The organism is Microcoleus sp. K5-D4, from assembly GCF_036704575.1.
Classification (GTDB): domain Bacteria; phylum Cyanobacteriota; class Cyanobacteriia; order Cyanobacteriales; family Microcoleaceae; genus Microcoleus.
Genome location: NZ_JAUBSD010000002.1, coordinates 65,197 through 78,047, shown reverse-complemented (window position 1 = coordinate 78,047; position 12,851 = coordinate 65,197). Strand labels below are relative to the sequence as shown.

At 46.1% G+C, this 12,851-nt stretch carries 16 protein-coding genes; 6 read left to right on the top strand and 10 right to left on the bottom strand.

Annotation, left to right across the window (positions count from 1 at the left end; translation table 11 throughout):
- Positions 1-44: 44 nt before the first annotated feature.
- The 4 genes from QUA77_RS01215 to QUA77_RS01200 all read right to left on the bottom strand — a co-directional run bounded on the left by QUA77_RS01215 (position 45) and on the right by QUA77_RS01200 (position 3,426).
- Positions 45-920: an SDR family oxidoreductase gene (locus QUA77_RS01215; protein ID WP_333449003.1), complete on the bottom strand. Its 876-nt coding sequence runs from the start codon at positions 918-920 to the stop codon at positions 45-47.
- Between the two features lie 147 nt (positions 921-1,067).
- The gene (xth, locus tag QUA77_RS01210; RefSeq protein ID WP_333449002.1) at positions 1,068-1,853 is read right to left on the bottom strand and encodes an exodeoxyribonuclease III; all 786 of its coding nucleotides are present in this window, start codon (positions 1,851-1,853) and stop codon (positions 1,068-1,070) included.
- Positions 1,850-3,004, bottom strand: coding sequence for an NB-ARC domain-containing protein (locus QUA77_RS01205; RefSeq protein WP_333449001.1), 1,155 nt, complete (start codon positions 3,002-3,004; stop codon positions 1,850-1,852). Before QUA77_RS01205 ends, xth begins: the two co-directional genes overlap by 4 nt.
- Positions 3,005-3,192: 188 nt before the next feature.
- A complete protein-coding gene (locus QUA77_RS01200) occupies positions 3,193-3,426 on the bottom strand; it encodes a hypothetical protein (RefSeq protein ID WP_445302049.1) in 234 nt (77 codons plus the stop codon).
- A gap of 215 nt (positions 3,427-3,641) precedes the next feature.
- Here QUA77_RS01200 and QUA77_RS01195 point away from each other — a divergent pair, with 215 nt between their 5' ends.
- The 3 genes from QUA77_RS01195 (at position 3,642) to QUA77_RS01185 (ending at position 5,154) form a co-directional block, all read left to right on the top strand.
- Positions 3,642-4,382 carry a calcium-binding protein gene (locus QUA77_RS01195; protein ID WP_333449000.1) on the top strand — a complete coding sequence of 247 codons (741 nt, stop codon included), beginning with the start codon at positions 3,642-3,644 and terminating at the stop codon, positions 4,380-4,382.
- Positions 4,383-4,721: 339 nt separating this feature from the next.
- Positions 4,722-4,934, top strand: coding sequence for a type II toxin-antitoxin system HicB family antitoxin (locus QUA77_RS01190; protein WP_333148509.1), 213 nt, complete (start codon positions 4,722-4,724; stop codon positions 4,932-4,934).
- Positions 4,927-5,154 carry a type II toxin-antitoxin system HicA family toxin gene (locus QUA77_RS01185; protein WP_015174173.1) on the top strand — a complete coding sequence of 76 codons (228 nt, stop codon included), beginning with the start codon at positions 4,927-4,929 and terminating at the stop codon, positions 5,152-5,154. The genes QUA77_RS01190 and QUA77_RS01185 overlap by 8 nt, the downstream gene beginning before the upstream one ends.
- Positions 5,155-5,284: 130 nt before the next feature.
- Here QUA77_RS01185 and QUA77_RS01180 read toward each other — a convergent pair whose 3' ends face one another.
- From QUA77_RS01180 to QUA77_RS01155, 6 genes are all read right to left on the bottom strand, one after another.
- The gene (locus QUA77_RS01180) at positions 5,285-5,512 is read right to left on the bottom strand and encodes a hypothetical protein (RefSeq protein ID WP_445302048.1); all 228 of its coding nucleotides are present in this window, start codon (positions 5,510-5,512) and stop codon (positions 5,285-5,287) included.
- Positions 5,502-5,840 carry a DUF6972 family protein gene (locus QUA77_RS01175; protein WP_333448998.1) on the bottom strand — a complete coding sequence of 113 codons (339 nt, stop codon included), beginning with the start codon at positions 5,838-5,840 and terminating at the stop codon, positions 5,502-5,504. The genes QUA77_RS01180 and QUA77_RS01175 overlap by 11 nt, the downstream gene beginning before the upstream one ends.
- A gap of 94 nt (positions 5,841-5,934) precedes the next feature.
- The gene (locus tag QUA77_RS01170) at positions 5,935-6,690 is read right to left on the bottom strand and encodes a type II toxin-antitoxin system antitoxin SocA domain-containing protein (protein ID WP_333448997.1); all 756 of its coding nucleotides are present in this window, start codon (positions 6,688-6,690) and stop codon (positions 5,935-5,937) included.
- A gap of 328 nt (positions 6,691-7,018) precedes the next feature.
- Complete coding sequence (locus QUA77_RS01165) at positions 7,019-7,447, bottom strand: heavy metal-responsive transcriptional regulator (RefSeq protein WP_333448996.1); 429 nt, start codon at positions 7,445-7,447, stop codon at positions 7,019-7,021.
- Between the two features lie 103 nt (positions 7,448-7,550).
- Positions 7,551-7,844, bottom strand: coding sequence for a hypothetical protein (locus tag QUA77_RS01160; protein WP_333034943.1), 294 nt, complete (start codon positions 7,842-7,844; stop codon positions 7,551-7,553).
- Positions 7,845-8,198: 354 nt separating this feature from the next.
- Positions 8,199-8,369: a hypothetical protein gene (locus tag QUA77_RS01155; protein WP_172186391.1), complete on the bottom strand. Its 171-nt coding sequence runs from the start codon at positions 8,367-8,369 to the stop codon at positions 8,199-8,201.
- Positions 8,370-8,536: 167 nt separating this feature from the next.
- Here QUA77_RS01155 and QUA77_RS01150 point away from each other — a divergent pair, with 167 nt between their 5' ends.
- From QUA77_RS01150 to speA, 3 genes are all read left to right on the top strand, one after another.
- Positions 8,537-9,127, top strand: a complete 591-nt coding sequence (locus QUA77_RS01150) for a DUF3611 family protein (protein ID WP_333070262.1) — start codon at positions 8,537-8,539, stop codon at positions 9,125-9,127.
- Positions 9,128-9,285: 158 nt separating this feature from the next.
- Complete coding sequence (locus QUA77_RS01145; RefSeq protein ID WP_333448995.1) at positions 9,286-10,434, top strand: helix-turn-helix domain-containing protein; 1,149 nt, start codon at positions 9,286-9,288, stop codon at positions 10,432-10,434.
- A gap of 317 nt (positions 10,435-10,751) precedes the next feature.
- Positions 10,752-12,761, top strand: a complete 2,010-nt coding sequence (speA, locus tag QUA77_RS01140) for a biosynthetic arginine decarboxylase (RefSeq protein ID WP_333448994.1) — start codon at positions 10,752-10,754, stop codon at positions 12,759-12,761.
- Positions 12,762-12,851: the final 90 nt, after the last annotated feature.

Below are 12,851 nucleotides of genomic sequence, written 5' to 3'. Positions count from 1 at the left end.
TATTCATTACCAGGCAGAGCCTGGTAACGAGAATAACTAGCATTTTAAACGCTCAAATTGCGCCGCAGAAAGCTTTCTAAGGATTCCATTCTCATGCCGTAGATTGATTCCAAGTTTTGCACTTCTTCGGAAGTGCAGAAATACTCGTTACCCAGCAATACGCGCAAAGTTCCTAAGTCTTTTTGAGCTTGAGGATTCAATAAACCCAAGGCATTTCTCAAACCGTCAAACACAACCAGTGGCGGGTTGATTACCACCGGTTCGCGATTGAATAAGCGTCCAAAAATGCGGGGAATGTCGTCTCTTGTGAGCACATCCGGGCCACCGACTCGCAGAATTTGGTTGCGGGCGCCTTCGACTGTTGGCGAGTCGGCGGCAATCTTTGCTAAGTCGTCGGTACTGACAACAGAGGTGCGGTTTTTGCCGTCGCCAATTAGCAGGTAAAGTCCGGTTTCTCGAAATCTTTCTGCTAGGGGTAACAAGCTGGAAGCAAAACCGGCAGGCCGCAAGATTGTATAATTCAATCCGCTGTTTTGCAGGTATTTTTCAACTTCTCGCTTGGCTTTGAATACTGCGGAATCTTCGTATCCCCGATCGACTCCCAGTACCGAAATAAAGACAAAGTGCTGCACTCCGGCTTCTTTGGCGCAGTCGATCAGTTCTATGTTAGCGCGGTAGTGTACTGCTTGAACGTCGCCGCCGGTGCCGTGGCTGCTGATGATGTATTGCACTCCTTGGCAGGCTTTTTTAATATCTTTGTCTTGTTTCAAGTCGCCGATAAAAATCTCGGCGCCTCGGTTTTCTAGTTCTGAGTAGCGAGATGCGAGGCGAACGAATGCGCGGACAGGCTTTTCTTGCTGTCTGATTTCTCGTACAATTCGGCGGCCTAGTGCGCCTGTTGCTCCGGTTACTAAGAACATGATTTTTGGTTGTTGGTTGTTATTAACTGGATCGGAACTTACGCATAGGGTCGAGAAACCGGGTTTCTTAAATTTATCGTCGATAAACCTAAGATTGATGGTAGAAACCGGGTTTCTTTTGCCTTAGTTTTATTTATAACTCATAAATCAAATTTCGACAATTACGGGGGCGTGGTCGCTGGGTTTGATTAATTTTCTGGGAGCAATGTCTATTGTACAGTTTTTTGCTTGTTCGTACAGGGGAAAGCTGAGATAATGGTGGTCGATTCTCCAGCCGTTGTTGCGGGGAAATGCAGCGGCGCGGTAGTCCCACCAGCTATAATGACCGCCTTCTGTGGTAAATTTGCGAAAGGGGTCGTTTAATCCTAATTCTATGATTTCTGTGAGTGCGAGGCGCTCGGCTACTGATAGGCCGACGGAGTTAGCATTGGCTTTGGGATTGTGGATATCTCGATCGTCCGGGACGATGTTGAAGTCGCCGCAAATGCACAAGTTGAGGGATTTATCTAGTGCTATTTTGAGGTATTCTTGCAGCAGTTTGAGCCACTTTAGCTTGTACTCGTATTTTTCGCTGCCAACTTCGGAACCGTTGGGAACGTATACGCAAATAATGCAAATATCGTCTATAACCCCGGCTATTAGGCGTTTTTGTTCATCAAAAACACCTGCGGTTTCGTCGCCGAGAAGGGGGGCAAATCCGCTGCTGATTTCCGACATGGGCGATCGGCTAAAAATGGCAACGCCGTTGTAGGATTTTTGACCGGAAATGTAGCAGTTGTAGCCGAGGCTGGTGAAGGGTTCTAGGGGAAAGTCTTTGTCTGTAACTTTGGTTTCTTGGAGGCAGAGAACGTCTGGGGAGTTTGTTTGCAACCAGCTAGTAACGTGTTCTAGGCGGGTACGGATTGAGTTGACGTTCCAGGTGGCGATTTTCATTTTTTGTTTGTTATATACTCTCTGATTACTGGCGCGATCGTAAAGTGCGATCGCCCATTTTGTTGTACTGTTTCAACTAATGACCGTCGTCCTAAAGATTGCATGACATTTAATAGTTCTGCCCGTGATAATTGCAGGTTTTCTGGTATTTTTGAGATGTCTGCTGGTTCGGGGGTACTTGCTAGCCAACCCATAGCTTGTTGTTCAGATGCGGTTAGGCGATCGCACTGCTGGTGCAGCAGAGATTCTAAGTCACCTAAGAATAGGGTATCATAGGAGAGGAATTCGGAAACGCTACCGCCTAATAAGTCTTGAATCAAAGTGGCAACTATATTTAACCATAGGGGATTGCCTCGGTAAAGGCCGATTAGTTCTGACCATTTCTCCGGTTCTGCTAAACCTTTTTCTCTAAAGATTTCTTGTGCTTCGGGGCCTAAACCCTTGAGTTGCAGAGATTTGCAGGGGCGGTTTTCGCATTCTAAGGCGGCGATTTCTCTGGGTTTTTCCCAACTCAGGAGGATTAAGCAACTGTTGTGGGATGATTCTGTTAGTTGTTTGAAGAATGCGCCGTAATTTTCATATCCTGGCTGGTAATTTCCTGCGAGTTGTTGGCTGCTGAAGATTGTTTGCACATCATCGAGGATGATCAGACAGCGGTGCGATCGTAAATATTCTAGTAGGGGCAACCCCCCCGTGGTTGCCCTTTCTTCAGGATAGGGGGCGGGCACGGGGACACCGCCCCTACAGAATTTAATTAAGTCGGTTTGGAGTGATGCCAGCGGTGGAGAGTTGCGGAGACTTCGCCAGATAATGCGATCGAATTCGTGTTGAATTTGTGAGATTAGTTGGAGAGTAAGGGCGGTTTTGCCAATACCGGATAAGCCTAAAATGGTGATGAGGCGGGTGCGGCTCAAAATCCAGTTTTCTAGGGTGGTGAGTTCGGATGTGCGGTTATAGAATAGGTTGGGTTCTGGTGCATCGGATAAGTCTAATCGCTGTTTGGGCTGAGTTTTGCTAGAGGTGTCCTGATTTTGCTTTTCTAAGTTTGGGGTTTCTAAGAATTCAGGATGGTTTGCACAAACCTTAAACTTACCAACTTGTGCATTGTCGCAAAAATGTGATGAAACTATCGAAAATTTCCATCTTTCCACTGTATATCCAACGTTAGATTGATTGATGTCTTCACCTAATGTTTCTGATAGAAGTTTCCATAATTTTGCTGCAACTTTCTTGACATCAATACTCCGGACAGTTTTTGGAACGATACTACAAGCCTTACAGGGCAAGCATCATAAAAAAGTCGAATTAAATGCAAGTCACGGGTATAGGTGACATTGATTTAATTATCCACGCTCGCCTCAAAGTCAAGCGAGAATAAGCCATTGGGCCATAGAAAAAGTGTCCAGACTATTGTGACATGAGCTTCGCTACGGTGGCAGTTTGTGGCAATTTCCGGGTATTTTTGGCGTTGCCAAGTACCGCGCAATATACCTTCTTGTAAATGATTGAGGTGTTTTCCTGTCTTAGCGAATACGAGATCGTCAGCCAATTTTAAGACTTCTTCAACGTCCATAGGTCGAGTCGGGGTTTTGGTTTTTCCTATTGCGATCCTACTTTATCCTACCGTTTGATACTTTGGCCACTAAATCCTACTTTATCCGACTGAGATAAATCAGGAAAGGTAAAAAAAAGCCTACTAAATCCTATTGATTTGATTTGATTTGAGTATATTTTTCACCTATGCTAAAAAATCAGGACGCAATAAATTTAAGCAATTTTTAAGAAGCAATGGCTAACATCAATATTGCAAATACTCCCAATGCACAAGGCACAGAGGGTGATGACTTCATTGTTGATACCGATGGCAGTCGCAGAACGCTGGGCTTGGGGGGTAATGACCGGATCCGTGGCGCGGGTGGTAATGATGAACTGTTCGGGAATCTTGGCCGTGACACAGTAGATGGTGAGGGCGGGTTCGATACCCTCTACGGTGGTAAAGATGCAGATACTCTTGACGGTGGACTTGACGATGACGTTTTGTTTGGGAATGCGGGCACTGATACCCTTATTGGTGGACGCGGCAACGATCAAATGTTTGGGGGGCGTGATAACGACAAGCTATCGGGTGGCGAGGGTGCGGACATTTTATCTGGAGATTTAGGTTTTGATGTTCTGAATGGAGGAGCTGGACGAGACACGTTTATCATTCAAGATGAAGTCGCTACTAATACAGTAGATTTTCTGCAGGACTTCTTTCCTGGGGAAGACCAAATTGCACTTCCAAAAGGTCTGACATTTGCTGACATCGAAGTCCTGACATTTGAAACTGCTGGGTTGAATCCAGTTTTCGTGGAAAGGCAATTTGAACCCTGGAATGCATTTTGTAGCCCATGCGCTGGTGACGATCTACATCTAGCTCTACGAGTTAAATCAACTAATCGAATTATTGGACTTGTGGAGAGCAGACCAACTGTTGGTGTTCGTCTAACACCAGCGAGCTTGACAGCAGCGGACTTTATCAGCAGTTGAGGATTCTGCTATGCTGGCTGGTAGCCTGTCGCTATGGGAAATAACGTGGAAGAGTGAAAACCCCTGCGATTTATCGAGGGGATGAAACCCGACTTAACAGGTTTTAACCTAAGGAAAGGGGCGATTCGGCGAAGGCAAATAGGCTGCGACGAATCGCATTTTTTGATGATAGAGCAATCGCTTTTCAATTTAGAAATAACCAAAAGGCGATCGCCCTTACGTCCCAACTTGTCACAAAGTGCGATCGCGCCTCTTCCCCTGTACTTGCAAAAAAAATACATCCAAGATAAACTAGGAAATAGAAACTAAGCAACCTCTGATGCTGAAAGCAAAAATATAATGAAAACTAAAAGCTTCACAGTCATCATTTACAAAGAAGAAGATATGTACATTGCCGAATGTCCAGAAGTCGGCACAATTGACCAAGGCGAAACCATAGAACAAGCGATCGCCAATCTCAAAGAAGCTACAAGGCTCTATCTCGAAGAGTGTCCTTTACCCGACGAAATCACTCCCAGGTTTGTAACTAGTATAGAGGTTAGCTATGCCTAGGTTGCCCAGAATATCTAGCCTAGAAGTAATTCGCGTACTAGAGCGTTTAGACTTTTATCAAGCCAGACAAACGGGTAGCCACGTTGTCCTTAAAAAGCCTCTTCCAGACGGAGAAATTGTTTGCGTTGTGCCACTCCACCGCGAGTTAAAAATTGGTACTCTCAGCGGTGTTCTAAAGCAAGCAAAGGTCACACCTGATGAGTTTATAGCTAATTTATAAGTGAGAATAACCGGGTTTCCCAGTAGATGAGTTTTTGTAGCTTGTAGGGGTCGATCGCGAGCGTAATGAAATAACGATCGCCCTTAAATCCCAACTTGTCACAAAGCGCGATCGCCCCTACATGAATTATTCAAACTAACTCCGACACTCTCAGCCGCCCTTCTACGGGCTCATATTCATCCTCTAAAAGCCAATACTGCGCCTCCTCATAACTCTGACTAGAAAACACAACTTTATAACCCTCAGCCGGATCGTATATGCGACAATTACCCTCAGCATCACTTAGTAACAAAAGCAGATAAGGCGGTGAAAGATTTGGATCGATCCATACCTCTGTAAATTCCCAGTTATTCTTCACTAAATCGGCTTCGAGGCGTAACGTGGTATCGGTTTTCTGCATCAACTTTTATCTCTCCGTAGTAAAGTAAAAGACGGCTTCCATCCGGGTCAACTCTATAACCAATTGATTCAACAAAAAACATACCATAACGATCGTAGCCCCGAATCGTACCTGTAAATTCTCCACCTTCTATTATGGCTTGAGCTACCTGATTCATAGTAGCCTCATCGTTAAAAATATGAGCAGCACGTCCTTTATTAAGCAGTCTTCTAATTTGTGGCGTGTCTGGCAAGTGCTTAGCAATGTGCCTGCTGTCAAGGGTGATTTGGCGATTATTTCCACTCATTAATTAATTACTGAGCATACCAGTATGATTAATTAAATCATGCGATCGCCCTTACGTCCCAACTTGTCACAAAGCCCGATCACCCTCGCTTCCATTATTTAGAGAAGACACGACCCGAATGATATTTTTTCATCGATTCGTGAGAAATAATCCCATGACAAGATTCGTCTCTCGGCAAATCCCCTCTCGCTTCCAGCCAAGGTTTTTCACTGCAAATCATTCGTTCCAAAGTTTCATCATCATACTCAAAATATGCCTCCGCAACTTCTTCGAGAAATTGCCCAACTTTTTGGGGAATTTTTGGTTGTTCGATGTTCTCTATAATTGGTTCACAGCTAAATTGGAGTTGATACTTCTCTAATAAATCAGGAATAACCGGGCCGTGCATTCCTGCTTGAAAATCTGCATCAAATAGTGGCTTACCGTAAACTCCTAAATACCAAGCTTGAGCGTAATACATTAGTTTTTGTAGCTTGTAGACGTTGATTGCTACATTAGTTTGCGAGGCTAACCAAAGGAAAGCATTTGCAATGTCTCGATAGCTCAGTTTTTCTGAATTAGTTGGAACCGCAACAACTTTCAGTTTGCCTGCGACTATCTGTTCCAATAGTTCATAAACTGACAAGTTAAATTGTCCGGCAATTTGCTCAACTCTTTGCCATATCGGAGAACTTACAGTTATTTGATATTCATTTGTTATTGAGTTAGCTTGAGTCATTGCAGTCCTTAAAGCTGACTTAAATAATTGTAGCAAACAGTGCGGAATAATGACGTAAAGGCGATCGCCCTTACATCCCAAATTGTCACAAAGCGCGTAGGTGTAACCAGCCGCAGGCAATGGGCGCAGCATCGTTATGTCTGTAGCAAATCCCCACCAGTCAACAGTTGATACTAGGAAACATCGGTCTAAAAAATACTTGACAGTGAAAATCTGGCGGTGTAGTATATAAGTAGTGCATAGAATGAAAAACATGAGACTAAAAAGTTGGGAGTCTCCTCGCAGCGAGGGTAGAAACTCCAAAGGTAAAGGCGGCTCAGCCAGGGCTCGGCAACTCAAAAAGCAACAGCAAACTCTGCGAAAACAGTTAAAAGCTCCACACGATCGACAAAACCACCAACAAAACCATCCAGGGAAGGAAACCGATAATTCCTTCCCTTTTTTTGTATCTTTCCGCCGCTCAATCCCGCTGAATATTCGGACAAATCGTGCTAGTAATGCTCGCTTGCGAGGGTTGCTCTTGCCAGCAGTTGAGAATACCTTGCAACTCCCTCTTCAAAGTTTCTAAGGCTGCAATTTGCACGGAAATTTCCTCTACCTTAGCCGTGAGATGCTGCTTCGCTTCAGAGCAAGGCAAATCTCCCCGATCGCGAACCTGTAAAATATCCTTAATCTCCTGAAGGCTCAAACCCAGAGCCTGAGAGCGTTTAATAAACGCCAACCTATTAAATACCGTTTCGCCAAACAAGCGATAACCAGCGGGCGATCGCTTTACCGCAGGAGACAGCAAGCCCATCTCCTCATAGTAACGAACAGTTTTCACCGACAAACCACTACAGGCAGCTACAGAGCCAATTTTGTACAGTTTCTCGGCAACAGAAATATTCATAAACTCAGCATCCAAGATCGAAAGACTTTCTTGCCCGATCTTTTAGTGCCTCAGATCCAGGGAGTCGATCGGCACCTCGCCCAGTCACCCTTGCCCGGTAATCTTAATAAGGAGGATTTTTCTTAGACACATTAAGCACGGGCAACTGAGGTCTAGAAGACTGAGGAGGAAGATAGTATTCAGGAGCAGGTGCGGGTTGTTCGGCTGCAGAGCGGTAAAATTGCCACCAGCGGAGAGCCATCGCCACCCCAGCAGTACCCAGCCCAAAAGCCAATAAAGAGCCACTCGCACCCATGCTGCCGATGGCTGCATCGACAACGCCCACTGTCACAACAAAGCTGGTAATTGGTTCTCTACGGTAAGCTGACCTCAAAAGTCGCGTCCACGAAGCATTCATTTGGTTTTACTCTGTTCTATATTTATTTACAAGCTCTAAAACTTAGAGTTGGCGGAACGATCGGGATTTCTAGCTCAAAGACTAGCTTCACCTAAATTAATCTTCTCGCCTGTGGGGAATTGTACGGGAGCGAGGCAAAATTGCCAAGCTTGTCAAATCAAAATTCCACCCCATATACACCTCCAAAAGCCAGCTATTGCATTCGGGAACAGATCTCTCTCGGCAGAGAAGTCGCTGGGCTTGTTTCTAATTAATATTTTAATCAATTCCCGAATTTGTCGCGGTCAGCAGAAGTCACACCCGCTGCCGTTCGAGTCAAGACCAAGTGTAAGGCTGACCGCGCCATTGCTAAAATTAGTTGAGACCTAACCAGGACAGCAAGCCCTGGCCTGTGACATACTCGATAATTAAAGTTAGAGAAAAACCGATCATCGCGGCTCGACCGTTAAGGCGTTCCGCGTAGCTGTTGAAGCCAAACTTAGGCTGTTCCAGTTTGGGAGTGACGGTGGGTTGTAGTTGTGTCATTGCTTTGGGTACCTGGCGATCGACGCTATTCAAATGTGAAATTCAATGTTAGTTACAAATCTTAAACATTGCTACTTCTATTATAAAGAGGGTTAACCGCCGTCAACCGTCCCGGAAGAGAAAAAACTGCCGCCAACTAATGCCAATTAATTATACCCGCTCAAAATATGACTAATCAGTTAGATAACGATAAGCTTCCTGTCGCCGTACAGCGAGTAGCCTTTGCCCTTCGTACAACAGGCTGGGTTTGCTTCTGGGTACAGGTAGTGCTAGGGGTGGTAGCGGCGATCATTTTGCTCTTTGCCATCCCCTTCGCCCTCCCCAGGGCTAGCGCCGCTGCGGGTTCAACCAGTGCCGGCACCGGCGGCGGCGTATTTTTTGCCATTTGCGGGCTGGCCGTACTCGCTTACAGCGTATATCGCTCTTTCCGCTTCACTCGCTTGTCGAGACAACTGCGATCGCCCGCTAACGCTGTCCGCCCCAAAAAAGCAGACACCATCAAAGAAGTGCGGCTGGCACTTTGGAGCAACTTGTCAGGAATGGTGCTGACGCTGATCGGCGCAGAAGCCATCAGCGGCACGCTTTTAGCCAAATCTCTAGCTCAGCCGCAAGCCTTGTTCGGTGCCGCAGTCGATTTGGGCCGATTTATTCAGCCCCTAGACATATTTGTCGTACTCGCCAATACTCACGCCACTGTTGCCCATTTTGTCGGGATTTTCGGGGCTCTTTTTTTGCTCGATCGCATCCACAAGCAATAGACGATCAATAAGTGGGAATTGCGCCTCTCCCACTCTCCCACTCTCTCTTTCTCTCAATCTCCCTCACTCTCCCACTCTCCCCCAACCGACATCCGGAATCACTGCCAACCTGTCGAAGAACGTACTCAGATACCTTCTACTAAGACAACATGAATATCATGGCACTGAAACCCGAGGCTTATTTTGGGGTGACAGATCACCCAACTATTGAAATTTCTCAAGAAAGTTTTCGTTCTGTCCTAGGTCAAATAGAAACTGAACTCCTCTGTAGCGACACCTATAGCCACGCTCTAGCTAGCCTGCAAACAATGTTGGGCGAAGCAGCCTCCGCTGCCGAAATTTTAATTAGAGCAGTTAGCAGAGAAGCCGTCAAGCTCGCATTCGATCGATTTCCCAAACAAAACAAAATTGAACAGCAGGTACCCCAAGATAGTTTTACTACTGTAAGTCCCGTCATTGAGACGGTGACAGAAATTCAAGAATGGGAGCCACCAGTCACTGCTCCTGTCTTCTATTGGCGCAGCGCTAGTGTGGAAGCGCCTCCCCAAACCGAGTCCGACACTGAAAATTCCGATCGAGACAGCAATACTTCTGAAGACAGCAAACAAGCGCCCCAAGACGAAAATAAAGTCGAGTCGGCTGCACCTGCACCTGTCACAGTCCCCGGAAAATCCTTCCCAGGGTTCGGTTTTCCCAAAAAGCCAAAAAAACTCACCAAGGAAGAAGAAGCAGCTTTAGCCGTTCAACAGCGAGAAGAGTGCTTGCAGGAGTTGGGTAGAGAATTGCGTAAGGGACGGCAAGTTCGCTCCTTATCCCTGCAGCAACTCCACAGTCAAACTCTCGTGCCGTTGCACCACATCGAATCGATCGAAAATGGGGAAATCGACAAACTGCCCCAAGATATTTACGTTAGAGGTTTTATCCGCAGACTCGGCGACGCCTTGGGACTAGACGGCAGCGCTATGGCGAATGCTTTGCCCAAACCCGCTCCGACTCCAATTCCCAGTATGTATGTGTCTGTTTCCGATTCCGACTCAGGCGAAGGCTTTCAAATGCGTCCGGTGCATTTGTACATCGGCTACACCGCTTTGATGGCTGGGGCTGTAGGGGGCTTGGGTTGGCTGTCGCAGCAACCCGTCGTGCCAGGAGCACAGGCAGTACCTCCAACGCAGGTGAAACCGCCAGCCTCAGTTGCACCGGCTCAGAAGACCCCAGAAAAAGCACCTCAACCGGGCTTGAAGAAGTCTAATAACGGGGGATTGATTATGGGGGCTGACATGGCGCCGCCGGAGGTGATTTTTGGTTAGTGTGTGTCGGGCGATCGATCGTCCGACCACTCTCTTGGCGCAGGTGAACTCGGAAACCGGGTTTCCGAATTCACCTCCATACGGATATTTGTTTGAAGAAAGGAGTCCGGGAGAGCAATTATGGTTGAAATTTTAGTTAAATCCCCCACATTCATCCATCTGTAGAGTCAATTCTAAAATCTAAAATCTAAAATCTAAAATCTAAAATCTAAAATCGCCAGCCCGTGTACCCAAAGTGATTTTTCAACTGCATCAGGAAACCCGATATGTGCGATAAACTATCTATTTGACCACTCCTCAAAGAGGTTTCCGATAAGATGAGTTCCCCAGCCACCGCTGCTTTCTCCGATCTCGATCCGCTATCGACTCACTCGCCAACAGCCACGAGTTTGGCGACACCCGACAGTGCTTTGGTAACGGCAGCTCAACTGCCACAAGCATCTTGGACAATAGAAGATAGTGAGAAACTCTACCGAATTCAAGGTTGGGGCGAACCGTATTTTTCGATCAATGCAGCCGGTCACGTTACAGTCTCTCCCAAGGGCGATCGCGGCGGTTCCCTGGACTTATGCGAACTGGTAGAATCCCTGAAACAGCGAAATTTGGCTTTGCCGCTGCTGATTCGATTTTCTGATATTTTGGAAGACCGGATCGAGCGCTTAAATTCGTGTTTTGCCAGAGCGATAGCTCGGTACAATTACAAAAATGTTTATCGCGGTGTCTTTCCAGTAAAATGCAACCAGCACCGACAATTAATTGAAGATTTGGTGCGTTTCGGTCAACCCCATCACTTCGGGCTCGAAGCCGGCTCGAAACCGGAATTAATGATAGCTTTGGCGACCTTAAAAAACCCAGGCGCTTTATTAATTTGTAACGGTTACAAAGACCGCGAATACATCGAAACTGCTATTTTGGCGCAGCGGCTAGGGCAAACTTCCGTAATTGTGCTGGAGCAAATAGAGGAAGTAGAACTCGCAATCGCCGCGAGCAAAGCATTAGGAATTAAACCGATTTTGGGAGTGCGAGCAAAACTCACTACCAAAGGGGTTGGCCGCTGGGGAGGTTCCACGGGCGATCGGGCAAAATTTGGCTTGACAATTCCTGAAATTATCCGTGCAGTCGGCGAACTAGAAAAAGCAGGAATGCTCGATTGTTTGCAGTTACTGCACTTCCACATCGGCTCTCAAATTTCCTCAATTAGCGTCATCAAAGACGCCATTCGAGAAGCCAGCCACATTTATGTAGAATTAGCTAAATTGGGAGCTAATATGAACTACTTGGACGTAGGCGGTGGACTCGGCGTTGACTACGACGGGTCTAAAACAAACTTTCACGCTTCTAAAAACTACAATATGCAAAACTACGCTAACGACGTAGTAGCGGGAGTGAAAGATGCCTGCGACGAGCGGAAAATCCCGGTTCCCATTATCATTAGCGAAAGCGGGCGGGCGATCGCTTCTCACCAATCAGTGTTAGTTTTTGACGTACTCGGTACTAGCGATGTCCCCAGAGAAGTACCAGAACCAGTAGATGAAAACGCGCACCAAATTCCGCGCAATCTCTACGAAATTTACCAATCTATCAGTCCCGAAAATTACCAAGAAGTTTATCACGATGCTATCCAATTTAAGGAAGAAGCAGTCAGTTTATTTAACTTAGGCTATTTGGGAATTGCGGAACGGGCGAAAACCGAACAGTTGTACTGGGCTTGCTGCGATAAAATACAGAAGATCGCGCGGCTAAAAGAATATGTATCGGATGATTTGGAAGACTTAGAAAAGGTGATGGCGTCTATTTATTACATCAACTTATCTGTTTTCCAGTCAGTACCCGACAGTTGGGCAATTAACCAATTGTTCCCAATTATGCCAATTAACCGACTCGACGAAGAACCAACTCAACGCGGTATTTTAGCCGATCTTACCTGCGACAGCGACGGCAAAATCGACCAATTCATCGATTTGCGAGATGTGAAGTCTGTTTTGGAACTGCATACTCTCAAACCTGGAGAACCGTACTATTTGGCGCTATTTTTGGGAGGTGCTTATCAAGAAATTATGGGCAACCTTCACAACTTATTCGGCGATGCTAATGCAGTTCATATTCAGCTAACACCTTCTGGCTATCATATCGAACACGTTGTGAAAGGAGACACTATGAAAGAAGTCCTTAGCTACGTACAGTACGATTCAGAAAATTTGGTTGAAAGCATCCGCCGTCAGACAGAAGCAGCTTTGCAGCAAAATAAAATTACTCTTTCCGAGGCCCAACTTTTGCTGCAAAATTACGAGCGGAGTCTCAGCAAATATACTTATCTTCAGTCTTAAAATGTAGGGTGCAACTTAAGCACATTACCATAATTGAAAGCTGAGATCATAAACGTAAAAGTAGGGTGCGCCTAGCGCACCTTACCTTGA